The organism is Azorhizophilus paspali (assembly GCF_043587585.2).
Lineage (GTDB): Bacteria > Pseudomonadota > Gammaproteobacteria > Pseudomonadales > Pseudomonadaceae > Azotobacter > Azotobacter paspali.
This window is the reverse complement of the sequence record NZ_CP171449.1, coordinates 1,827,873-1,851,211: the sequence shown is the minus strand read 5'-3', so window position 1 is coordinate 1,851,211 and position 23,339 is coordinate 1,827,873. Positions and strand designations below refer to the sequence as shown.

Below are 23,339 nucleotides of genomic sequence, written 5' to 3'. Positions count from 1 at the left end.
GGGGATTCCCTACAAAAATGCTTGTTATAACATAACAAAAACATCATCACATGAATAGGCAAGGCAAGACTCTGTGGACTCGCCATATGCACAGACGCCGTTTACTGAAACTCCTGCTCGCCGGTCTCGCCCTCCCCCTTCCCGCTGCCGCTCACCCGGCCCGGCAACTCGTCGGCATCCGTAGCTGGCGCAGTTCGGGCAAGCTGCGCGTGGTGCTGGATCTCAGCGGCCCCGTCGAGCACCGGACCTTTGAACTGGCCGCGCCACGGCGGCTGATCGTCGACCTGGAGGACACCCGCCTGAACACCAGTCTCGCCGGGCTGCCGCTCGCCCAAGGTCCGATCCGCTCGCTGCGCAGCGGCCTGCAGGGTGCCGGTATACGGCTGGTGTTCGACTTGAGCGAGCCGGTCCTGGTGAACAGTTTCCTGCTGGCGCGTGGCGAAGGGAGAGGACATAGGCTGGTACTGGACTTCCAGCCGCGCACACCGCCGGTCCAGGCCGCGGTCATCGCGCGCCCGGCGGCCATCGGCGACGGACAACGGGACATTGTCGTGGTGATCGACGCCGGTCATGGCGGCAAGGACCCCGGCACGACGGGACAGGAAAAAGCGGTGGCGCTGGCCATTGCCCGCCCGCTGGCGAAAAAGGTCGATGGCCGGAGCGGCTTCAGCCCGTCTGGTACGCAACGAAGACGTTTTCATACCGCTGCGCAAACGTGTCGAGGTGGCCCGCCGTTACAACGCCGACATGTTCATCTCCATACATGCCGATGCCGCCCCAGCTCATACCGCGTCCGGCGCGTCTGTCTTCGCCCTGTCGCAGGGAGGCGCCACATCCACAACGGCGCGCTGGCTCGCCGAACGGGAAAATCGCGTCGATCTGCTCGGTGCGCGGCATTCGTTTTCCCTGGAAGACAGGGACCCGATGCTCGCCGGCGTCATCCTGGACATGTCCATGACGGCGACCATCACCACCAGTCTCGACCTCGGCAAGAACATTCTCGACAGTCTGCAAGGCGTTGCCGGCGCTCACCAGAAGCGCGTCGAGCAGGCCGGTTCGCGGTGCTCAAGTCGCCGGACATTCCGTCGGTACTGGTGGAAACCGGCTTTATATCCAACATCGTCGACTGTCGCAAACTGGTCGACCCGCGCCACCAGCGGAAGGTGGCGAACGCCATCTTCGACGGCCTGTTCCAGCACTTTCAAGCCAGACCGCCGCAGGGCAGCTCCTGGCGAAGATGAAAGAAAGCCAGGACGCCTGAAAGCGCCAGCAGGGAGCGGGTGGACGCGGCATCGAAGCGGACGGCGCGCTCTGCCGGAGCGACGCCACGCCGTCGCGGAACGCATCTAGTCGCATCCCTTCAGGCGGTTGCAGGATACCCGCCCGCGATCGCCAGCGGAGGTGGAGAAGCGGCTGATGACGTTCCAGCCGAATTGGCGACTCATGCCGATCCACACATTGCCATCGCTGCTCACGCCGCTGAAGAACTGGACGCGCCCGAAGCGCGTGCTGGTCTGCGCCCAGAAAAGGCCGCTGGCGGCGTCGTAGCCACGCAGAAACAGATCGTTTCCCCGCCGTACCTACCGTAGTGGCCGCCACGACCGTCGTCGCAATGCAGCAGCATGGCGCTACGCGCGCAGCGGACGGCGACTTCGGAGAGCACCGGTATCTCGGCTCCCGCAGGCGCGATGCCGCTCAGCGACAGGCTCAGAAGCAGCGGCGGCAGCAAACGGACAGTGTTCGCCATGGCTACGCCTTCCCGGCCGCTCATTGAAATCATTCTCTACGCACGAAATTGAAACTATATAACATTTTTCGGGAGAGCCTTCATGCCGGTGGCGACGGCCAGGGCAATCGCATGAAATCGTCCGATACCGGACTGGAAAGACTGTGTGAGCCTTGGCATGGCTGCTTGCCGAGGGGCCGGATACCTTCTGTTTCGGCCCCCGGCCGAGTCACTTTTTCTTGTCTGGCCAAGAAAAAGTAACCCAAAAGAAGGCCACCCCCTCATCCGGCCCTGCGCTTCGCTCCGGGTTCCCTCCCTACATCGCCGCTCCAGGGGCTCGCCGCGAAGGGCCATCCATGGCCCATCGCGGCTCTCGCGGCATCCTTGCCGCTCGACCCCTTCCACGACGATTCCGCTCGGCCTTCTGAAGGGGGCATCCGGCGTTGCCTGACAGGCCGTGCCACAGGAAGAGCAAAAGCCCCTTCAGGCAGCACGGAACCGACTCCCGTTCAAGAGGCCGAGCGCAGGTGTCGCGGAGGGGGACGCGAGGCAGGACGCCGAGCGAGTCGCGAAGGGACAGGGATGTCCCTTCGCGACGTGCCCCTGGAACGGCGCCAGAGCGAGGGAACCCCGGCGAGCCGGGGCCGGATGACCGGGCGCGCTTTCTCTTTGGTTACTTTCTCTTTGCGCGCGCAAAGAGAAAGTGACTCAGCCGGGGGGCCGAAACAGGGAGTATCCGCCCCCTCGGCAAGCAGCCGATGCACCGGATTTGAAGACCACGCCAGAACGACCAGGCACACAATCTTTCCAGTCCGATATCAGGCGAGCACTTCATGCGATTGCCCTGTGGCGAGGGCGAAGCTGCCGCCGTGCACCATGAGCGCGTCTCATGCAAAAGCGGCCCCGCCTCGAAAGCCGTGCAGCTTTGCTATTATCTGCACCCTTTCCCCCCGGCTTTACCCAGGTATTTTCTTCATGTCCGACCGCGCCGCCCGTCTTCATGCCCTCCAGCAAGCCCTCAAGGAACGCATCCTGATCCTCGACGGCGGCATGGGTACCATGATCCAGAGCTACAAGCTGGAGGAATCCGATTACCGCGGTACGCGCTTCGCCGACTGGCCACAGGACGTCAAGGGCAACAACGACCTGCTGCTGCTGACCCGCCCGGACATAATCCAGGCCATCGAGCAGGCCTACCTGGACGCCGGCGCCGATATCCTCGAAACCAACACCTTCAACGCCACCCGGGTGTCCCAGGCCGACTACGGCATGGAAGAGCTGGTCCACGAACTGAACGTGGAAGGCGCGCGCCTGGCCCGCCAGGTGGCCGACGCCAAGACCGCCGAGAACCCGGCCAGGCCGCGCTTCGTCGCCGGGGTGATCGGCCCGACCAGCCGCACCTGCTCGATCTCCCCGGACGTCAACAACCCAGGCTACCGCAACGTCACCTTCGACGAGTTGGTGGACAATTACACCGAGGCCACCCGTGGCCTGATCGAGGGCGGCGCCGACCTGATCCTCATCGAGACCATCTTCGACACCCTGAATGCCAAGGCGGCGATCTACGCCGTGCAGCAGGTGTTCGAGGAGAACGGCGTTTCACTGCCGATCATGATCTCCGGCACCATCACCGACGCCTCCGGCCGCACCCTGTCCGGGCAGACCACCGAGGCCTTCTGGAATTCGCTGCGCCACGCCGAGCCCATTTCCGTGGGCCTGAACTGCGCCCTCGGCGCCAAGGACCTGCGCCCCTACCTGGAAGAGCTGGCGACCAAGGCCGACACCCACGTCTCCGTCCACCCCAACGCCGGCCTGCCCAACGCCTTCGGCGAATACGACGAGACGCCCGCGCAGATGGCCGTGGTGATCGAGGAATTCGCCACCGCGGGCTTTCTCAACATCGTCGGCGGCTGCTGCGGCACTACCCCGGCGCACATCCGGGCCATCGCCGAGGCGGTGGCCAAATACCCACCGCGCGCCATCCCCGAGATCCCGCGCGCCTGCCGCTTGTCGGGCCTGGAGCCCTTCACCATCGACCGCGATTCGCTGTTCGTGAACGTCGGCGAGCGCACCAACATCACGGGCTCCGCTAGGTTCGCCCGGCTGATCCGCGAAGAGAACTACGCCGAGGCACTGGATGTGGCGCGCCAACAGGTAGAAGCCGGCGCCCAGGTGATCGACATCAACATGGATGAAGGCATGCTGGATTCGAAGGCGGCGATGGTCACCTTCCTCAACTTGATCGCCTCCGAGCCGGACATCTCCCGCGTACCGATCATGATCGACTCCTCCAAGTGGGAGGTGATCGAGGCGGGCCTCAAGTGCATCCAGGGCAAGGGCATCGTCAACTCGATCTCCATGAAGGAAGGCGTCGAGCCCTTCAAGCACCACGCCCACCTGTGCAAGCGCTACGGCGCCGCCGTGGTGGTGATGGCTTTCGACGAAGCAGGCCAGGCCGACACCGCCGCGCGCAAGCGGGAAATCTGCCGGCGCTCCTACGACATCCTGGTCGACGAGGTGGGCTTCCCGCCGGAAGACATCATCTTCGACCCGAACATCTTCGCCGTCGCCACCGGCATCGAGGAACACAACAACTATGCGGTGGACTTCATCGAGGCCTGCGCCTACATCCGCGACAACCTGCCCTACGCCTTGTCATCCGGCGGCGTGTCCAACGTGTCCTTCTCCTTCCGCGGCAACAACCCGGTGCGCGAGGCGATCCACTCGGTATTCCTCTACCACGCCATTCGCAACGGCCTGACCATGGGCATCGTCAACGCCGGGCAACTGGAGATCTACGACGAGATCCCCGAAGAGCTGCGCGCCAAGGTCGAGGACGTGGTGCTCAACCGCCACCCCGGCGCCACCGAGGCGCTGCTGGCCATCGCCGACCGGTACAAGGGCGACGGCACCGTCAAGGAGGCCGAAACCGAGGAGTGGCGCGGCTATCCGGTGGGCAAGCGCCTGGAGCACGCGCTGGTCAAGGGCATCACCACCTGGATCGTCGAGGACACCGAGGAATGCCGCCAGCAGTGCGCACGACCCATCGAAGTCATCGAAGGCCCGTTGATGAGCGGCATGAACGTGGTCGGCGACCTGTTCGGTGCCGGCAAGATGTTCCTGCCCCAGGTAGTCAAGTCCGCGCGGGTGATGAAGCAGGCGGTGGCCCACCTGATCCCCTTCATCGAGGCAGAAAAGGGCGATGCGCCGGAAGCCAAGGGCAAGATCCTCATGGCCACGGTAAAGGGCGACGTGCACGACATCGGCAAGAACATCGTCGGCGTGGTGCTCGGCTGCAACGGCTACGACGTAGTCGACCTCGGCGTGATGGTGCCGGCGGAGAAGATCCTGCAGACCGCCCGCGAGGAAAAGTGCGACATCATCGGCCTCTCCGGCCTGATCACCCCGTCGCTCGACGAGATGGTCCACGTCGCCAAGGAAATGCAGCGCCAGGGCTTCGCCTTGCCGCTGATGATCGGCGGCGCCACCACCTCCAAGGCGCACACCGCGGTGAAGATCGAACCGCAGTACGCCAACGACGCGGTGGTCTACGTCACCGACGCCTCGCGCGCGGTGGGCGTGGCCACCTCGCTGCTGTCGAAGGAGCTGAAGCCCGACTACGTGGCGAAGATCCGCACCGACTACGCCGAGGTGCGCGAGCGCACCGCCAACCGCGGCGCCCGCGCCGAACGCCTGAGCTACGCCCAGGCCGTAGCCAACAAGCCGCAGCTCGACTGGAGCGGCTACCGGCCGCCGCAGCCCGCCTTCACCGGCGTCAAGGTGCTGGAGGACATCGACCTCGCGGTGCTCGCCGGCTACATCGACTGGACGCCCTTCTTCATGTCCTGGGACCTGGCCGGCAAGTACCCGCGCATCCTCGAGGACGCAGTGGTCGGCGAAGCCGCCACCGTGCTGTTCAAGGACGCCCAGGGGATGCTGAAGAAGCTGATCGACGAGAAACTCATCCGTGCCAAGGCCGTCTTCGGCTTCTGGCCGGCCAACCGGGTGCGCGACGACGACCTGGAACTCTACGGCGACGACGGCCGGCCGCTGGCCACCCTGCACCACCTGCGCCAACAGGCCGCCAAGCCCGACGGCAAGCCCAACCAGTCGCTGGCCGACTTCGTCGCGCCGAAGGACTCGGGCGTCACCGACTATGTGGGCGGCTTCATCGTCACCGCCGGCATCGGCGCCGAGGAACTGGCCAAGGCCTACCAGGACCAGGGCGACGATTACAACTCGATCATGGTCAAGGCCCTGGCCGACCGCCTAGCCGAAGCCTGCGCCGAATGGCTGCACGAGCGGGTGCGCAAAGAATACTGGGGCTATGCGCGGGACGAGCGGCTTTCCAACGAGGAACTGATCAAGGAGCAATACAAGGGCATCCGCCCCGCCCCCGGTTACCCGGCCTGCCCCGACCACACGGAAAAAGGCACCCTGTTCCGCCTGCTCGACCCTCAGGGCACTAGCGGCGTGACCCTCACCGAACACTACGCAATGTTCCCCGCCGCCGCCGTCAGCGGCTGGTACTTCGCCCACCCCGAGGCGAAATACTTCGCCGTCGGAAAGATCGACCGGGATCAGGTGGAAAACTACTCGCAACGCAAGGGGCAAAGCGTCGAGGAGAGCGAGCGGTGGCTAGCGCCGAATCTGGGATATGAGGGGTAATGATGTACTACTCAAACGGTAACAGGAGAAAGGCTTATGCCGAAGGCAGGCCAGATTTTCGAGCGTATTTTGCTGACCAACGATGATGGGTTCGAGGCGTCAGGATTGCGCATCCTGGAGCAAGTCGCCGCTACTTTGGCAAGGGAGGTCTGGGTGGTTGCGCCGGAACACGATCAGAGTGGCACGTCGCACTCGCTTAGCCTTCATGAACCATTACGTGTTAGCTGCAAAGGTGAAAGGCGCTTTGCTGTCCTTGGAACTCCTGGGGACTGCGTTGTGATAGGGGTACATCATCTGATGTCTGGTAAACCACCGGAGATAATTCTTTCCGGTGTCAATTGTGGCGCAAATCTTGGTGTGGAAACGGTATTTTCCGGTACTGTCGGCGCTGCTATGACCGGCATGCTTCTTGGTATTCCCTCCATCGCATTGAGCCAATCTTTCAGTGATCGGGACGCAATTTTCTGGGAAACGGCTCGAACCCTGGCTCCCGAGGTCATTCGAACCCTCGCAGCTTTAAATTGGAGTCGGAATACCTGCCTCAACGTCAATTTCCCTGATTGTCCTGCAGACTGCGCCGGCCCGCTGACCCTGACCCGCCAAGGTGTCGGCCTGCTGGACGGAGTCGACGTCGTGTCGCGCTCAGATCCAAGAGCTATCGACTATCACTGGTTACAGCTCCATCGTTCTCCTCGACAGGATACCGAGGGAACCGAGACGGCTGCGGTCGCGGCGGGCTGCATCGCCGTCACCCCGTTGCGATTCGAGCGGACACACGGTGAGACACTTGCAGAAATGCGGATAGCCTTGGCTTCGATGGAGTGAGTATCAAGGATGGGTGTAGAAATGTAGCCAATGGGACGGCCCCATCCTCATCCCACTCCAATGCTGAAACACCAAAATGATAAGTGTGAGTTGCCAATCATCTTCAGCTTGAGGAGAAGTCCAATGGACATTATTCGGCCTTGGCCTGCGGTAGCTGCTGCGTCGGGGGGCGATCTGCCTGACGCAGTATCTATAAGAGGCACAGTAAATGTATCTATTGCCTCAAACGCAACATCGAGAGAGCTGAGGCGGTAGACATGGGTACAGGGCCGAACACCCGTTCTGGGTGATCAAGCGGCAGTTCGGCTACGCGAGGTGTGTTTCTGCGACTTTGTGAAAAATGCCACGCAATAAGTGACGTTGTTTGCGTTGTCAAATTTGTGGATGGTGCGTCGATATGTACCCACGAATGCAAGAGAGTTCATTTGTAAGGCGGAAAATACTTGTCAAATATCTTTCGAGGCAAAACATTGAATCCAGGGAGTATCAAATAGCCGCGATTAATGTGTGAGCCTGTATTTTTGCTCTCGGTAGGCAGGCTAAGAGAAATAGTTAAGACTATTCCAGCCTATCCTCATCTGGGTTATATAGTAGGGTTCAAACTGAACGAAAGTGCTACTTCAGCAGATTGATTGAGACTTGTTTAGAGCCTCCCTAAAATGAGGCCGTAGTACTAATAATGAGTTTGCTCAAAACAATATAGTAATTGATTGACATGGCGTAAACACAATTATAGCCACAATATATGTAGCGATTGAGCCAATCTTAAGGAGGCCTAGCATGTTGGAAGCTGCGCAGTCTATTTCACTAAGCGCAAATCAAATCGTTTCCTATGATGTTGTGTTGTGCGACAACATAATGGATGTCGTATCCAAGTGCGTTGAGTTTGATGCAGAGGACGATACGAATACGGTGAGGGGCGTATTTGTCGACGCAGGCCTTCCTGAGCACTTCAAGCGTCATTTTCTCGAAAAGCTATCTTCCATCGGCGTTCATTATGTTGCTACCGAAGTGCCAGGCGACGAGGAAAATAAAGTGCTACCGGAGGTACTTAAAGTTGTCGAGCAGATGAATGCGCTTGGCGTTAAGAGACGGTCTGCTCCGTGCATCGTCATAGGAGGTGGTGTAGCGCTAGACGTGGTGGGGTTCGCAGCAAGTTTATATCGCTGCAGGGTACCTTATATTCGGGTACCGACAACTTTGCTTTCTATGGTGGATGTCGGGGTGGCGGCAAAGACTGCCGCCAACTATCTCGGATATAAAAATCGGATAGGAACATTTCATCCAGCCGCATTGACGCTTGTCTTTCCAGAGTATCTTTCTACCCTGCCGAGGCGGCAGATATCAAACGGTGCAGGTGAGATCTTCAAACTTGCCGTGATAAAGGACAAGGATCTATTCGATACTCTAGATCACTATGGCCCGACCTTCATTAGCGCCAGAGAGCTCTACAGTGACGAGACAAAAGATATTATTCTTAGGTCACTTAACGGTATGGCTGTAGAGCTGGAAAATAATCTTTGGGAATACAATCTTCAACGTGTAGTAGATTACGGACATTCATTCAGCCCACTCGTCGAGATGACCTATATTAATGAACTCCTGCATGGCGAGGCAGTAACGTTGGATTGTCTGTTTAGCGCTATTCTATCCTTTAATCGAGATCATCTCTCGGGCAAGGAACTGGAGCGACTCTTTAACGTTGCCAAGAAACTTGGCCTACCAACCTTTCACAGGGGATTTGCGGATGTTTCTTTGCTAGAAAAGGCCCTGAAGGACACAAAAATCCATCGGAATGGTAGCCAGAACCTACCGCTGATGGACGGTATTGGATCTGCGCTCTTTGTCAACGATATTTCATCTAACGAGATCCAACGCGCTTCTGAACTGATGGCTCAGCTGTCAACTTTGACCGAAATATTATCGATACCCGCGGGGGTTCAAAGAGTTAGATATTAAGGGAGAATCCCCTGCGCTAAAAGGCTCTTCAACATATCGCTCGTTACAATCTACGTGTCGTTTGATATATTGTTATAGTATTGCTTATTTGATGGGACGGCCTGGTTCCGAGCGTTACATTGATCACGGGATAGAATTTATATTGGGCCGTTTGTCAGACAAACGGCACGGTGGATTCTTTCATGGCATAAGCGATGATGAAGAGTGTAACCCAGATAAAGACGCCTACGGCCACGCGCTCACATTACTGGCAAGTGCTGCAGCCGTAGCCATCGGACATCCAAAGGGGCAAAGTCTTCTATCAAGCACAACGGAAGTTATTTTCAATCGCTTCTGGGACGTGGATGCGGGAGCTTCGCAGGACTCCTTTTCAGTAGATTGGGAACGATCTGTTAATTACCGAGGACAAAATGCAAACATGCATCTCGTGGAAGGCCTCATGGCTGCCTACGAGGTCACAAAAGATAGCAGCTATCTCGATAAAGCCGTCAGTATCTCAGATTTGTTTATCAATAGGTTTGCACGCAATAATGACTGGCATATCCTCGAGCATTTTGATGAGAACTGGAATCCGCTTTACAATTACGAGCTAGATCCTATTTTTAAGCCAAGAGACACTGGGCGATACCATGGTGATCTGGAAGCTGGACCGCTTGGGACGCTCCCTCAAGCACTTGGTCGAGTTGGTCGGCGAACTGGCGGAGCACAAGGTCGGCTTGCAGAGCCTCAACGATCCCATCGACACTACCCACGCCCAAGGCCGACTGGTGTTCAACCTTTTCGCCTCGCTAGCTGAGTTCGAGCGCGAGCTGATCCGCGAACGCACCCAGGCTGGCCTGTCGGCCGCACGGGTGCGGGGCCGCGTCGGAGGGCGCCCAGTGCTCGGAGGCGAGATCAATGCCCCCCTGTCCCGCCGCCGGCCGAGTCGACTGGCATACGGGTGGCCATCATCACGCTGCGTCTGACGGTGATGAACAACAGCAAGTTCGTGCGGGGCTGGAAGCGGGCCACGGAGAACATCGAGCGCTACTGCCTCAAGCCCTACACCATGAAGCGGCTGGAGACGGGCCATTACGGGCTGACCATTCCGTATCGGAGTGACGACGAGTTGGACAAGACCATGCATGACCTGCTGACGGAGATCAGCCAGGAAGTTGACATGCGCAACTGCTTTGTCGAGATGGACACCTGGGAAGAAGGCACCGAGCGCAGGTGGTAGGGCCTAAGTGCACTTTCTGTTCCGTTGCTCCCCAAACCCCGTCTACGCCGCCAGGGCTGCGAAAGCGCACCGACCACCGCCGACAAGCCGGCGCAGCTACTCGAGAAAAGCCTGGCCAATCCCGGCGTGCTGGCGATTCGACGGCCTGCCGCTGCACCGCTTCGAGAAGGTGCTCGCCAGCCACGGCATCGAGATCCCCCGGCAGACCCTGGCGCGCTGGGCGATCCAGTGCGGCGAACAGCTGCAACCCTTGCTCAACTTGATGCGCGACCGGCTGCTGGAAAGCCCGGTGATCCACTGCGACGAGACCCAGGTGCAGGTGCTCAAGGAGCCGGACCGGGACCCAAGCAGCCAATCCTAGATGTGGGTGCAAACGGGCGGCCTGCCGGAGAAGCCGGTGATCCTCTTCGACTACAGCTCCAGCCGGGGCAGGCAGTGCCTTTGCGCCTGCTCGCAGGCTTCAGCGGCTACCTGATGACCGACGACTACGTCGGCTACAACGCCCTGGCTGCACAGCCGGGCATCGAGCGTCTGGGCTGTCGGGCCCATGCAAGGCGCAAGTTCGTCGAGGCACAGCAGGTGCAGCCCAAAGGCAAGACCGGCCGCGCCGACCAGGCGTTAGCCTGGATCAATCGGCTGCCATCGAACGCGAACTCAAGCAGGCCAGCGACGCCGAACGCCTGGAGGCGCGCCAGCAGCGCAGCCTGCCGGTCCTCGCCCAGCTCAAGGCCTGGCCGGACAAGACCTTGCCGCAGGGCACGACGTAGAATGCCCTGGGCAAGGCGGTGAACTACTTGGCCAGCAACTGGAGCCGGCTCATACGCTATACCGAGGCGGGCTACCTGCCGATCGACAACAACCGTGCCGAACGGGCCATTCGCCCGTTCGTCATCGGCCGCAAGAACTGGCTGTTCAGCGACATGCCCAAAGGCGCGACGGCCAGCGCACGGCTCTACAGCCTGGTGGAAACCGCCAGGGCCAACGGACAGGAGCCCTATGCCTGGCTGCGCCACGTCCTCGAACGCCTGCCGACAGCACGAAGCGTCGAAGAGTATGAGGCGTTGCTGCCGTGGAACTGCATTCCGACGGTGCCACTGTAAAAGACCGACTCGGCCGTTAACAGACGGGTTTTATGGATCGCTTTCTTACAGGCGCACCTCTTCTGCTACTGGCGCGCCATCCACAGGTGGGGTTTGGGGAGCAACTGAACCAAAAACCAACGTAAGGCTGAATTAGAGTTCATCGCTGCCGAAAACATGAGCAGTTATCCAGATTTTGTTTTGGCGAATGGCTTTTCCGCGCTGCTTTTCATGCATTGGACTGCCCTGGCGTCAAGGGCTATAAAAGTCCGACAAAACGATCGTTTGTTGGACGCTACGCTAGCGCCCCCAGTGATCAGTCACAGTTAATCTTGGGTGTAACTTTTTCCATTGCAGGCTTACCTGATCAATTGCAGGCTCATTCACAAATAGCGTCGGTTTTCTCCCGGCGACAGTCGCAAATAATTCTGGCTCGCGAACTGTGGTAAATGCAGGTTTGCCGTCTGTGAAATACAGGTCGCCATACCTAGTTACGACCATTAATCGTTAATTGCAATCAATTAGTGGATGACTACGTAGTGGTTATAGCGATCAACTTTCATCTCTATGAGCGTTGTTGTGTTGGAGAAAATAAAAGATGGTCTATCATTGTCATGACGATCCTTATTAGATGTATACAGCAGGACATTTTGCAGTCGGCCGATTTCATACCGAATACCTTTTTCTACATCAGGAATATATATACGCACAGTTATGGCGATATCCTGACCAAGAAGCTCCTTAGCCTCATCCAGCAGCGCATTTAGATCAGCCAGGTTCACTAGAAAGCGACGAAAGCTCGGGTCTTGGCGGTTGGTATAAAACCCTGCAGCAATGATGGACTGCAGGCGAGCACTTAGCCTCTCTTCATTCTCTGAAAAGGTCTTTTCATCGTTAATGACGAGATGATCAATGATCCGCTCAAATTTGAGAAGACTAAACTCCAGGCTAAAGTCGGTAACAGCGGCGCCAAAATCGTCAACGGCACGAACAATAAACTGCTGGAAAACTGGTTTCGGATTCTCGCTATTTTTATAATTAGCGAGCCGCAGAGTATCCAGCTCTTTGATAAACTCTCCGAAAGAGTGCTCATCCTCTTGTCGAAGAGCTCTCCGGATAAGCCCGGAAACTTGATTTTCATTTTTCTCATGAATTTCAGATATAATGCTGCCGTGGTTATACCCAGATAGAACCGTAAAGGCAAAATCAACCGGAGGTCGATATCTCGACCAACGGAAAGGTTCGTAATCACCGTTGTCATTTTCTGGCTTTCTGAAATCCAAGTGAATCTTTGCACTATCGAGGCAAGTACCAGCGATCACGACTGTCCCGTCAGTTCCCGGCGAGTTGACGAGACCACGAATTCCATCGTAATCCTCCAATCCAGCAATAATCGTCAGCTGGATCTGCTTCCGATTGTACCAAGGTTTTTCGACCAGTAGATCGCGGTGGGCCAACTCCCACTGGAAGGGGCTTGCCAGCTCGAGAGAATCTAGGATTTTTTGCCCCACCTCCAGAAAATCACCAACCTTCCAACGCCCCTTAACCAAGCTCCCCAGAAACGACTTGCCCCGATGGGCAAGGGGGGAGCCAAAGTTAGCGGGAGCCAACATGACGATCTTCTTGACCGGACAAGCGTCAATACGGCCCTGATCTCCATAATAGGTTGCAATCCAGTGGCGAATGACCAGACCCCCCGTAGAATGGACTATGATGCTAAAGGTATGATCGCTGTTACCGCCTTGTTGAACCAGATTCTTTGCAATCAGAGCATCATTCAGCCCATCGACCACATCATTCAAGGTAAGGCTGTCCTCGCGCGACTGGTAATCGACATATAAAACAGTATCGACTTTGCCAACGTCTTTATCAATCAAAAATTTTTTCAGTTTCTCGAAAGACTCCGAGCAGTCGCTATAACCATGAATAATCAAGGTGTAGTGCATGACAATCCTTCCATGGTTTTTATCAGAAATGACTAAAATTACAGCCGTACATCAGACTTCATTTATAGACAAGTTTTGATTCTTGCTTTCTATGCGGACGAACGTGGTTGTGAGCGAAGCGGCAGTTTTTGGCCAGCGTGCACTTGTGAGTCGATTCTTTGCCACCCAAGTCAGACACACTTTATCAGACTGATTTCCTCCAAGGATCTGATACGCGGTGTCATCTTCGCCAACATAGAAACCAATATGGCCTTTTCCGCTGTCCTTTGATAGTCTCCAGAACACCATTATCGCGCCGAAGCGAGGCTCGGTGCGAGCCCCGAATGTCTCCCATTGGCGAGCGCCCAACGGATTTCTCGGAAGTATCTCTTGCGGTAGGGTTGCTCCAATACAGTGCGCAACGAATAGTCCACACCATGGAACCTCATCAGCGGGATATTTGATATCGAGCTGCTCCGCCCAATCGAGGATAATCGGGTTATTGCTGTGGCCCAAAATCTCTTTAGTACCCAGTAGGCTTCTAGCCTCCTCAAACCAGGGAATTAATTGAGTAAAGACTGAGGAAACTAAAGGGATATCTGTAAATAGTGCTTCTGTTGTCTTTGGCCCGACAATTCCGTCGACTTCAAGCTGGTGAGCCAGCTGGAACTGCTTAACTGCGGCAATGGTTTTACGCCCCCAGATACCATCAACTTCACCCGGATCAAAACCTTTTTCCTTCAATGCTTGTTGAATCTGTCTGACGAGTTTTACTCCACTTCCCATATCAATCTCCTTGTGAGGCTACATGTATCCATCTGTTGTTGAATGGGATCGCTCTGGGCATGAGATCGGCTTACTTTGCCAATGCGTCTGGCTGCCTATTCATGACAATCTCCTCCAAGAAGCGAACTTGGCCGGAAACTATCTTCGGCTAACGAAAGCCCTGTCGTACGCTGGGCTGGATAGCCACTTGAAATCAACGCTAGATGCTCGTCCGTTGGCCGTCATCTCTTCTTGGCGAAAAATTTCACGTCGCTCGCGCCGGACTCGGTCGCCGGGTTGGCGGTACGGTTTTATTCCTGACAAAACCTTATCATTAATTACAATGAGGCAGCCATCGGTGGCGCCCCGCCACTAGACGAACCCTCGGGAGCCTCCCGCCGAAGGACAACGCCGCACGCATCCGCCGCGATTTCGAAACCCTGTAGAATCGGCTGCCCGGCCCGGTCTTCACCTGGCTCGCGCCACGGAGGCTCCACCCGCCACCCGGCGATGGCGTCTACCAGGAACGGGAAGCCCGGCTCCAGGGCCTGTACGAGGACGGCGAACGGGACCGCGCGCCTTTCGACGCCGCCAGGGCGTGGGTCGAGGCGCTGCCTCTCGGGGAACCGCCCGCGCCGCAGGCACCCCGGCATGATGAATGAGCCGATCGAACGGGAGGAACGGCCGGGCGAGCTGACGGTCGCCGGCGAACGCCGCCTCAGCGCCGCCGAGTTCCAGGGCCTGGCCCGGGTGCCGGCCGCCACCGAGTGGTTCGCCAACCTCGACAACCCGCGCACCCGCCGCGCCTACCGGGGCGACCTCGAAGACCTCTGCGCCTTTCTCGGCCTGCAGGCGGCGGAGCAGTTTCGCGACGTCACCCGCGCCCATGTGCTGGCCTGGCGGAGCAGCCTGGAGCAGCGCGGTCTCTCCGCCGCCACGGTCCGCCGCAAGCTCGCCGCCCTCACCAGCCTCTTCGTCCACCTGCTCGACTGCAACGCGCCGGCCGGCGGAAATCCGGTACACGGCGTCAAGCGGCCCAAGCTCGAAATGAATGAAGGCAAGCCCCCGGCTCTCGGCGATCATTAGGCCCGGGTCCTGCTCGACGCCCCCGATCCCGCCACCCTGAAGGGCCACCGCGACCGGGCGCTCCTCGCCGTGCTGCTCTATCACGGCCTGCGCTGCTAGGAAGCCGCCCGCCTAGCCGTCCACGACCTCAAGGACCGCCGCGGCCTCAAGCACCTGAAAGTCCACGGCAAGGGCGGCAAGCTGCGCTACCTGCCCCTGCAGCCGATCGTCGCCGAGCGTATCCATCTTTATCTGGAGGCCTCGGGACACCGCCTCGACGAGCCCAAAGCGCCGTTGTTCCTACCCCTGCGCGGCAAGAAAACCGGGATGGGGATCTCTGCCGACGGGATCTACGCCCTGGTCGGCGCCTACGCCAGGGCCGCCAGCGTCATAATCGAGGGCCTCAGCGTCCACAGCCTGCGCGTCACCGCCGCCACCAACGCTCAGGAATACAAGGCGGACATCGCCAAGGTCCAGCAGTGGCTGGGCCATGCCAACATCAGCACCACCCGGCTCTACGACCTCCGGTACCTGCGAGCGGAGGATTTGCTCACCTTTAAGGTGCACTACTGACCGCTAGGATCACGAAATTGCCTGCACAGGCGCAAGTCGCTGACTTGGAACCAAGGGGCAGAAATGGCCCAGCATAGGCAGTTACGCATCGAAACAGGTTTGGACATCTACTTCTGTGATCCGCGAAGCCCGTGGCAGAGGGGCACGAACGAGAACACCAACGGGCTTTAACAGTTTGATTTAAGAACCATCATAGCTGTGCAATACTAGCCAATATGGATAGATTGGTGAGCATTGGTGAAGCCGCCAAGGCGCTGGGCGTGTCGATCACGACGCTGCGCCGCTGGGAGGCATCGGGCAAACTGGTTGCCGAGCACACGGCAGGCGGCCATCGCCGCTACGACCTCGCCAAACTGAAGCCTGAGTTGTTCCGTTCGGAGGCCGAGGCCTGCCGCAGGACGGTGGCCTACGCTCGCGTTTCCAGCCACGACCAGAAGGACGACCAGAAGGACGACCTGGAGCGCCAGAAGCAGGTGCTGGAGCTGTACTGCGCCCGCCAGGGCTGGACGTTCGAGGTGATCGCCGACCTGGGCTGCGGCATGAACTACCAGAAGAAAGGGCTCAAGCGCCTGCTGGAATCCATCATCGAGGGGCAGGTCGGGCGGCTGGTCATCACCCACAAAGACCGGCTGCTGCGCTTCGGTGCGGAGCTGGTGTTCGCTATGTGCGAAGCGAAGAGCGTCGAGGTGGTCATCCTGAACCAGGGTGAAGACACTACCTTCGAGGAGGATCTGGCCAAGGATGTGCTGGAGATCATCACCGTGTTCAGCGCCCGGCTGTACGGCTCCCGTAGCCGGAAGAACCAAAAGCTGCTCGACGGCGTGAAAAAGGCTGTGGAGGACTCGCAGTCGTGATCCTCGCCCACAAGATCGCACTCGCCCCCAACAACGCACAGGCGACCTACTTCGCCCGTGCCGCGGGCGTGGCGCGGTTTGCCTACAACTGGGCGCTGGCCGAGTGGGGCCGGCAGTACGAGGCACACAAGGCCGACCCGGCGCAACCCAGGCCGTCGCAGGCTGCTCTGCGCCGGCAGCTCAACGCCATCAAGCGCGAGCAGTTCCCCTGGATGCTCGAGGTCACCAAGAACGCCGCGCAGATGGCCATCATCCAGCTCGGGGAGGCGTTCAAGAACTTCTTCGCCGGCCGGGCCAGGTACCCGAGGTTGCGCCGCAAGGGCGTGCATGACCGCTTCACCCTGACCAACGATCAGTTCGCCCTCGACGGCTGCCGCATCCGCATCCCCCATCTCGGCTGGGTGCGGATGCGAGAGGCGTTGCGCTTCTCCGGCAAGATCCTCTCGGCCACGATTTCCCGCATGGCCGACCGCTGGTTCGCCAGCATCAGCGTGGATACCCAAGACCTGACCCACCTGCTCAAAGCCGAAAACCAAGGCGCGGTTGGTGTGGGTCTGGGGGGGGCCGCCCTGGCCACGCTCTCGACGGGCGAGGTGATCGCCGGGCCGAAGGCGCATGCCGCCCTGCTCAAGCGCCTGCGCCGGCTGTCGCGCAGCCTGAGCCGCAAGCAGAAAGGCTCGGCCAACAGCAAGAAGGCCCGCGCCCGACTGGCAAGGCTGCACGCTCGGATCGCCAACATCCGCCAGGATGCTTTGCACCAGCTCACCACGGGCCTGACCCGCCGCTTCCCGGTGATCGGGATCGAGGACTTGAACGTGGCCGGGATGATGAAGAACCGCCGTCTGGCACGCTCCATCGCGGACAGGGGGTTCTTCGAGTTCCGCCGCCAGCTCGACTACAAGCGCGAGATGCGCGGCGGCGAGGTGGTGGTGGCGGATCGCTGGTTCGCCAGCAGCAAGACCTGCTCGTGCTGCTGGCATGTGCGGGAGAGCCTGCCGTTGGTGGTGCGTACCTGGACGTGCCCAGACTGCCAAGCCCGGCACGACCGGGACGGCAACGCGGCAATCAATTTGAAGCATTACGCCGTGAGTTCCACGGTGTCGGCCTGTGGAGGGGAAGGCGCTGGCCCTGGCGGCAACGCCAGGGTGAAACCGGCCCCGTCGAAGCAGGAAGTTAGCAAAAAGCTACCTATGGGGAGCTTTGGATAGGTCTAACAGAACGGTTACTGCGCCAATACTTTCCAAAAAGTACGATGTGAGCCGGTATGGCGAGCGTGAACTCGATGCCGTGGCTGCTGCCCTCAACAGCAGACCCCGCAAGACCCTGGGGTGGAGAACGCCTGCCGAGGCATTTAATGAACTACTATTCGGCTTTCAACAAATTAGTGTTGCGACGATTCCTTGAACCTAAGCAGTACGCCTTGATCCGCTATACCGAGCGCTTGACTGAAGCTGGGGGCGAGCCCTCGGTGGGAAGCATGGGCGACTCCTATGACAATGCCTTGGCCGAGACCATCAATGGCTTGTACAAGGCCGAGGTGATCCATCGCCAGTCCCGGAAGAACCGGGAAGCGGTGGAGCTGGCCACGCTGGCCTGGGTGGACTGGTTCAACCACCGGCGGCTGCTGGAGCCGATCGGCAACATACCGCCGGCCGAGGCCGAAGCGACGTATTATCGACAACTCGACGAGTCCGCTATGGTGGCGTGACTCACACCAACGAGCCTCCGGAATTCCCGGGGCGGTTCACTCCCGGCTATCCGGCCTGCCCGGACCACAGCGAAAAGACCTCGTCGCTCAAGCTGCTCGACCCGCAAGGGGCTAGCGGCATGCTCATCGCTGACTACGCCATGAGCATCATGGTCTGGTCACAAACAACCACAGCCAATAGCATGGCGCCACGAACGGAAAGTGCGGTCTGGCCAGGGCTATCCCCCGTTTCCCGGCCGTCGACCCGCTCTTTTCCGAACCAGTGGAGAAGCCTTTGAAAATGCCCCAGCGCAAACCACCCCACCGTTCGGCTGTCGAGTACGCGGCGCTCGGAGGGCTGTTCTGCGTGTCGCTGGCGCTGCCCGCGAACGCCGCCGAGCGGCTGGATATCATGCACTGGTGGGTTTCCAGCGGCGAGCAGGCCAGCATCGAGGTGCTGCGCGAGCGAATCCGCGCCCAGGGCCTGAAGTGGCACGAGCAGGCCGTCGCCGGCAGCGGCACCGCCCGCTACATCGATGCGCTGCGCAAGCGCGTCGCTAGCGGCCGGCCGCCCAGCGCCTCGCAGATGATTGGCTTCGAGATCCAGGAATGGGCCAAGGCCGGCCACCTGGAGTCGCTCGACGAAGCGGCGGCGCGCAATCAATGGGACGAAGTCGTGCCCTTCGGCATCCAGGCGCTTTCGAAATACCAGGGGCACTGGTACGCCGCGCCGATCAACGTGCACTCGACTAACTGGCTGTGGATAAATCAGCGCCTGCTGGAGAAACTCGGCTCGCCACCCGCCCCGGACACCTGGGACGATCTGGTCCTGCTGCTCGAACGCGCCAGGGCTGCCGGCATGATCCCGCTGGCGGTCGGGTGGGAAGCCTGGGAGCACACCTTGCTGTTCGAATCGATCGCGGTGTCGACCGGCGGTGCCGAATTCTATCGGCGTGCCTTCGTGGAACTCGATGCCGAGGCGCTGCCCCTGCCGCTGGCGATTCGCATCTTCGAGCGGATGCGGGTGCTGTCGCGCTTCGTCGATCCGGGTTTTCGCCAGCGCCGCTGGGACCAGGCCACAGACATGGTGCGCAAGGGCGAGGCCCTGCTGCAGGTACAGGGCACCTGGGTCGACGGGGAATTCGCCCTGCACGGCATGCAGCCGGGCAGAGACTTCCAGTGTTTCCGGTTTCCCGACACGCAAGGCGTGGTGCTGTTCAACAGCGATCAGTACGTGCTGTTGAAGAACGGACCGGGCAGCCAGGCGGCCCGGCGGACTCTGCTCAACACCTTGATGGACCCCGACTTCCAGGCCGCGGTCAATCGCCGCTCCGGCGCCATCCCGGCACGCGTCGACGTGCCCAAGGACGGCTTCGACGCCTGCGGCAGGCGTGCCATCGATGACATGCGCAGCGCCAACATGAGACGCACCATGATGGGTTCGATCGCCATGGGCAACGCCAACCCGCCCGCCGTCAAGACCACCATCTACAGCCTGGTGAGCCGCCACCTCAAGGGCGAACTCGACGACCTCCGGGCGGGCCAAGCGCTGCTGCGGGCGCTTTCCGGAGACCCCTGATGCCGGTCCTGACGCCTTTCGCCAACCTGCGCCTGACCACCAAGATCCTGCTGCTGGTCGGCCTGCTCGGCAGCATCGCGCTGGCCATCTCGATCTACTCGATGGCCAACATGCGCAGTGTCGACCGCGGTTATCGCGGCCTGATCGAACAGCAGGCGCAAAGTGCCCTGCTGCTCAGCGATGCGGCGCTGTTGCTGAGCGACTCCAGCAAACTGGTCTACGCCGTACTGACCGAACAGGAAGAGCGCAAGATGCGCGCCGTGAACGGCGTCGTGAGCGGCTTGCAGAAGGAGTTCGACGCCACTCTCGCGCGGATACGGCCCTTGATCCCCGGGCGGGCCGCTGCCCTGGACGCCATCGCGGCGCAAGCGCCCGCCGTGTTCGAGCATGCGCGTGCCATCGTCGAGGCGGCGGCGCGCTGGCGGGGCGACCGCGCGCTGCGGATCATCCACGAGGGCTTCGAACCGGCCCTGCGGGCGCTGCAGGCGGACATGGAAGCGCTGCGCGGCGCCTCGATCGCCGAGTTCGGCCATGCCTCGGTCGAACTGAACCGGACCACCAACCGCACCATAGTCGCGGCGGCCATCGCCGTCGTCGGCGGCCTGCTGCTGGTGCTGGCGCTGTCCGGCTACCTGAGCATCACCCAGATCTCGCGGCCGATCACCGCGCTGACGCGGATCATGGAGCGCCTGACCGACCGTCACTACGACGATGCCATCCCCGGCACCGGGCGGCGCGACGAGGTCGGCACCATGGCCCAGGCGCTGCAGGTGTTCAAGGACTCCATGCAGCGGGCCGACCGGCTCTCGATCGAAGTGGCGAAGAGCGAGCAGGCGCGCCTGCTGTCCGAGCAGATCGCCAGGGAGAAGACCGCTTTCCTGGCGCTGATGAGCCACGAGATCCGCACGCCCTTGAATGCGATGCTCGGCATGACGCAACTCGCGCTGAAGTCCGAGCTGTCGCCACCGCAGCGCATGCGTATCGAAACCATCCTGCGCGCGGGCCGGCACCTGCTGTCGATCATCAACGACATCCTCGACCTGTCGAAGATCGACAGCGGCAAGCTGGTCCTGGAGAAGACCGACTTCGAGCTGGAGCACCTGTTGGCCGATGTCGTCGGCATGCTGGCCGACAAGGCGGCGGACAAGGGGCTGCCGCTGCACGTGCGGGTGGCCGCCGGCGCGCCCCGGATGCTGGTGGGCGACCCGATGCGGATCAGCCAGATCCTGCTCAACTACCTGGACAACGCCATCAAGTTCACCCAGCAGGGAGAGATCGAGCTGGAGATCGAGGTCTGCCCCGACGGCACGGAACACTGGCTGCTGACCGGCAGCGTACGCGACACCGGCATCGGCATGGATACGCGGCAGGTCGCCAACCTGTTCCAGGCCTTTCGCCAGGCCGATGCCTCCATCACCCGCCGTTTCGGCGGCACCGGGCTCGGCCTGGCGATCTGCCGGCGCCTGGCCGAATCCATGGATGGCAGCACCGGCGCCAGCAGTACGCCGGGGGCCGGCAGTACCTTCTGGTTCAGCGCGCGCCTCGGCCGTTCGGCGCTGAGCGAACCGGCGCCGCTGTCCATGGTCCGGCCCGAGGAGAACGCGGGGCCGGACGGCCCGGCTCCGGCCGCCCCGTCCTCCGCGCCCGGACAGGACAGCCGCGCGCTGCACGGACGCCGGGTACTGCTGGTCGACGACAATGCCCTGAACCGGACCGTGGCGACCGGACTGCTGGAGTCCCGCGGGCTGCAGGTCGATGCGGTCGACGACGGCCAGGCCGCGCTCGATACCCTGCGCGCCGCGCCGGACGACCACTATGCCGCGGTGCTGATGGACATGCAGATGCCGGTCATGGATGGACTGACCGCTACCCGCCTGCTGCGCACCGAGCCGCGTTTCGCCAGGTTGCCCATTCTCGCCATGACCGCCAACGCCACCCGGGAGGACATCGCGGCCACCGCGGAGGCCGGCATGAACGCGCACATCGCCAAGCCGATCGATGAAAGCGCCTTGTGGGACATCCTGCGCCGCTGGATTTCCCGCGAGGCCGTGGAGGCCGGTTCCGAGCGGAATATCCCGGCTCCCGCCGCCGCGGAAACGGAGGATGCGCCGTCCATGGAGATATTCACTCCCGTCCCGCTGCGGGAGTTGCGGCAACTCCTCGCTCCGGCGCGCTTCGAGGCCCTGCTGGCGATGTTCGAGGAAGACTGCCGGGCCCGTTGCCTGCAGATCGGCGAAGCGGCTCGGGCAGGCCATGTCGATGCCTTGCGGCAGGAAGCCCACGATCTGGTCAGCACCGCCGGCAGTTTCGGTCTGCTCGCCCTCCTCGCGCTCGGCCTCGAACTGCGCCGCGCCGCGCAGACCCACGACATGCGGGCGACCCTCCACGTCGCGGCGCGCATCGAGCGCGCCACCGGCGAGGGCCTGCGGGCGCTGCGCGCCACCTTTCCCCCGCTCCGGCCCGCGGACGCCGAACGATGAGCGATATCGTCGATCCTCCGTGCGGACCCGCCGCGCGCCAGACGGTGCTGATCGTGGACGATGTGCCCATCAACCTGGCCTTCGTCGCCGGAGTGCTGGAAGCCGAATGCGAGGTCATCGCCGCCAGCGACGGGACGAGCGCGCTGAGGCTGGCCGCCGAGGCGCTGCCCGACCTGATCCTGCTCGATGTCCGGATGCCCGGCATCAGCGGCTTCGAGGTCTGCCGGCGCTTGAAGGCCAGCGCGCTGACCGCGCCTATCCCGGTGATTTTCCTGACCTCGCTGTCGGACCCCGACGACGAAGCGGAAGGCCTGGAAATCGGCGCGATCGATTACATCGTCAAGCCCTTCAACGCTCCGGTACTGCGCGCCCGTGTGCGCAACCACCTCAGGCTGGCGCACCAGCACGAGCTTCTGGAACGGATGGCGCAGTGCGACGGCCTGACCGGCATCGCCAACCGGCGCGCCTTCGACGCCTTCCTGGAACGCCAGTGGCGGCACCAGGAAAGGCTCCGGCGTCCGCTGGCCGTGCTGATGATGGATGTCGATCACTTCAAGGCCTACAACGACGCCCTGGGCCACCTGAACGGCGATCGTTGCCTGCGGCAGGTCGCGCGCGCCGTCGCCGACGTACCCCTGCACAGTCCCGGCCTGGTGGCCCGCTTCGGCGGAGAGGAGTTCGCCTGCGTCCTGCCCGACATCGACGCCGACGCCGCCCTGCATGTCGGGGAACGCATGCGCGAGGCCGTCGAGGCCCTGCGCATCCCGCACCCGGCCTCCAGCGCGGCGCCGCGGGTGACGCTCAGCATCGGTGGCGCGACGGCGATTCCGGGGTCCGGACTGGATGCCAGCGCGCTGCTCGAAATGGCCGACGAGGCGCTTTATGCCGCCAAGCGCGCGGGACGCGACCGGGTCGTCATACGTACTTGAAGGGCT

General features: G+C 61.0%; 15 protein-coding genes and 9 pseudogenes. 22 read left to right on the top strand and 2 right to left on the bottom strand.

Annotation, left to right across the window (positions count from 1 at the left end):
• The first annotated feature begins 86 nt into the window (after positions 1–86).
• The 12 genes and pseudogenes from ACGI6K_RS09170 to ACGI6K_RS09115 all read left to right on the top strand — a co-directional run bounded on the left by ACGI6K_RS09170 (position 87) and on the right by ACGI6K_RS09115 (position 11,497).
• Positions 87–1,241: pseudogene (locus tag ACGI6K_RS09170) on the top strand (N-acetylmuramoyl-L-alanine amidase).
• A gap of 175 nt (positions 1,242–1,416) precedes the next feature.
• Entirely contained in the window at positions 1,417–1,548 is a 132-nt protein-coding gene (locus ACGI6K_RS09165) for a hypothetical protein (RefSeq protein ID WP_376949510.1), read from the top strand.
• A gap of 1,153 nt (positions 1,549–2,701) precedes the next feature.
• The gene (gene metH / locus ACGI6K_RS09160) at positions 2,702–6,394 is read left to right on the top strand and encodes a methionine synthase (RefSeq protein WP_376945930.1); all 3,693 of its coding nucleotides are present in this window, start codon (positions 2,702–2,704) and stop codon (positions 6,392–6,394) included.
• A 36-nt stretch (positions 6,395–6,430) separates the two neighbouring features.
• Entirely contained in the window at positions 6,431–7,219 is a 789-nt protein-coding gene (gene surE / locus ACGI6K_RS09155; RefSeq protein ID WP_376945932.1) for a 5'/3'-nucleotidase SurE, read from the top strand.
• 780 nt (positions 7,220–7,999) lie between these two features.
• Positions 8,000–9,178 carry a sedoheptulose 7-phosphate cyclase gene (locus tag ACGI6K_RS09150; RefSeq protein ID WP_376945934.1) on the top strand — a complete coding sequence of 393 codons (1,179 nt, stop codon included), beginning with the start codon at positions 8,000–8,002 and terminating at the stop codon, positions 9,176–9,178.
• Positions 9,174–9,734: pseudogene (locus ACGI6K_RS09145) on the top strand (AGE family epimerase/isomerase); the annotation flags it as partial. The gene ACGI6K_RS09150 and the pseudogene ACGI6K_RS09145, both read left to right, overlap by 5 nt.
• Positions 9,735–9,807: 73 nt before the next feature.
• The gene (locus ACGI6K_RS09140; RefSeq protein ID WP_435576110.1) at positions 9,808–10,143 is read left to right on the top strand and encodes a recombinase family protein; all 336 of its coding nucleotides are present in this window, start codon (positions 9,808–9,810) and stop codon (positions 10,141–10,143) included.
• Complete coding sequence (locus tag ACGI6K_RS09135; protein WP_435576109.1) at positions 10,119–10,397, top strand: hypothetical protein; 279 nt, start codon at positions 10,119–10,121, stop codon at positions 10,395–10,397. The genes ACGI6K_RS09140 and ACGI6K_RS09135 overlap by 25 nt, the downstream gene beginning before the upstream one ends.
• Before the next feature lie 7 nt (positions 10,398–10,404).
• Positions 10,405–10,758, top strand: a complete 354-nt coding sequence (locus ACGI6K_RS09130; protein WP_376945936.1) for an IS66 family transposase — start codon at positions 10,405–10,407, stop codon at positions 10,756–10,758.
• Between the two features lie 113 nt (positions 10,759–10,871).
• Positions 10,872–11,033, top strand: a pseudogene (locus ACGI6K_RS09125) (IS66 family transposase); the annotation flags it as partial.
• A pseudogene (locus ACGI6K_RS09120) lies at positions 11,003–11,275 on the top strand (IS66 family transposase); the annotation flags it as partial. The pseudogenes ACGI6K_RS09125 and ACGI6K_RS09120, both read left to right, overlap by 31 nt.
• A gap of 42 nt (positions 11,276–11,317) precedes the next feature.
• Positions 11,318–11,497: a transposase domain-containing protein gene (locus ACGI6K_RS09115; RefSeq protein WP_376945944.1), complete on the top strand. Its 180-nt coding sequence runs from the start codon at positions 11,318–11,320 to the stop codon at positions 11,495–11,497.
• 500 nt (positions 11,498–11,997) lie between these two features.
• Here the strand turns inward: ACGI6K_RS09115 and ACGI6K_RS09110 are convergent, their stop codons facing one another.
• Both ACGI6K_RS09110 and ACGI6K_RS09105 read right to left on the bottom strand, forming a co-directional pair.
• Positions 11,998–13,422, bottom strand: coding sequence for an esterase/lipase family protein (locus ACGI6K_RS09110; RefSeq protein ID WP_376945938.1), 1,425 nt, complete (start codon positions 13,420–13,422; stop codon positions 11,998–12,000).
• A 51-nt stretch (positions 13,423–13,473) separates the two neighbouring features.
• Positions 13,474–14,187 carry a TIGR02594 family protein gene (locus ACGI6K_RS09105; RefSeq protein WP_376945940.1) on the bottom strand — a complete coding sequence of 238 codons (714 nt, stop codon included), beginning with the start codon at positions 14,185–14,187 and terminating at the stop codon, positions 13,474–13,476.
• 633 nt (positions 14,188–14,820) lie between these two features.
• On the opposite strand from ACGI6K_RS09105, the pseudogene ACGI6K_RS09100 reads away from it, so the two are divergent.
• From ACGI6K_RS09100 to ACGI6K_RS09055, 10 genes and pseudogenes are all read left to right on the top strand, one after another.
• Positions 14,821–15,804: pseudogene (locus tag ACGI6K_RS09100) on the top strand (tyrosine-type recombinase/integrase).
• 30 nt (positions 15,805–15,834) lie between these two features.
• A pseudogene (locus ACGI6K_RS09095) lies at positions 15,835–15,972 on the top strand (transposase); the annotation flags it as partial.
• 47 nt (positions 15,973–16,019) lie between these two features.
• Positions 16,020–16,658, top strand: a complete 639-nt coding sequence (locus ACGI6K_RS09090; protein ID WP_377968523.1) for an IS607 family transposase — start codon at positions 16,020–16,022, stop codon at positions 16,656–16,658.
• A complete protein-coding gene (locus tag ACGI6K_RS09085) occupies positions 16,655–17,866 on the top strand; it encodes an RNA-guided endonuclease InsQ/TnpB family protein (RefSeq protein ID WP_394543792.1) in 1,212 nt (403 codons plus the stop codon). Before ACGI6K_RS09090 ends, ACGI6K_RS09085 begins: the two co-directional genes overlap by 4 nt.
• Positions 17,867–17,871: 5 nt before the next feature.
• Positions 17,872–18,062: pseudogene (locus ACGI6K_RS09080) on the top strand (IS30 family transposase); the annotation flags it as partial.
• Positions 18,063–18,069: 7 nt separating this feature from the next.
• Positions 18,070–18,366 (top strand): annotated as a pseudogene (locus ACGI6K_RS09075) (integrase core domain-containing protein); the annotation flags it as partial.
• Between the two features lie 32 nt (positions 18,367–18,398).
• A pseudogene (locus ACGI6K_RS09070) lies at positions 18,399–18,509 on the top strand (vitamin B12 dependent-methionine synthase activation domain-containing protein); the annotation flags it as partial.
• A gap of 137 nt (positions 18,510–18,646) precedes the next feature.
• Positions 18,647–19,924 (top strand): ABC transporter substrate-binding protein, encoded by a 1,278-nt coding sequence (locus tag ACGI6K_RS09065; RefSeq protein WP_376946700.1) that lies wholly within the window; start codon positions 18,647–18,649, stop codon positions 19,922–19,924.
• A complete protein-coding gene (locus tag ACGI6K_RS09060) occupies positions 19,924–22,404 on the top strand; it encodes an ATP-binding protein (RefSeq protein WP_376946513.1) in 2,481 nt (826 codons plus the stop codon). The genes ACGI6K_RS09065 and ACGI6K_RS09060 overlap by 1 nt, the downstream gene beginning before the upstream one ends.
• Positions 22,401–23,333, top strand: a complete 933-nt coding sequence (locus ACGI6K_RS09055; protein WP_376946516.1) for a diguanylate cyclase domain-containing protein — start codon at positions 22,401–22,403, stop codon at positions 23,331–23,333. Before ACGI6K_RS09060 ends, ACGI6K_RS09055 begins: the two co-directional genes overlap by 4 nt.
• Positions 23,334–23,339: the final 6 nt, after the last annotated feature.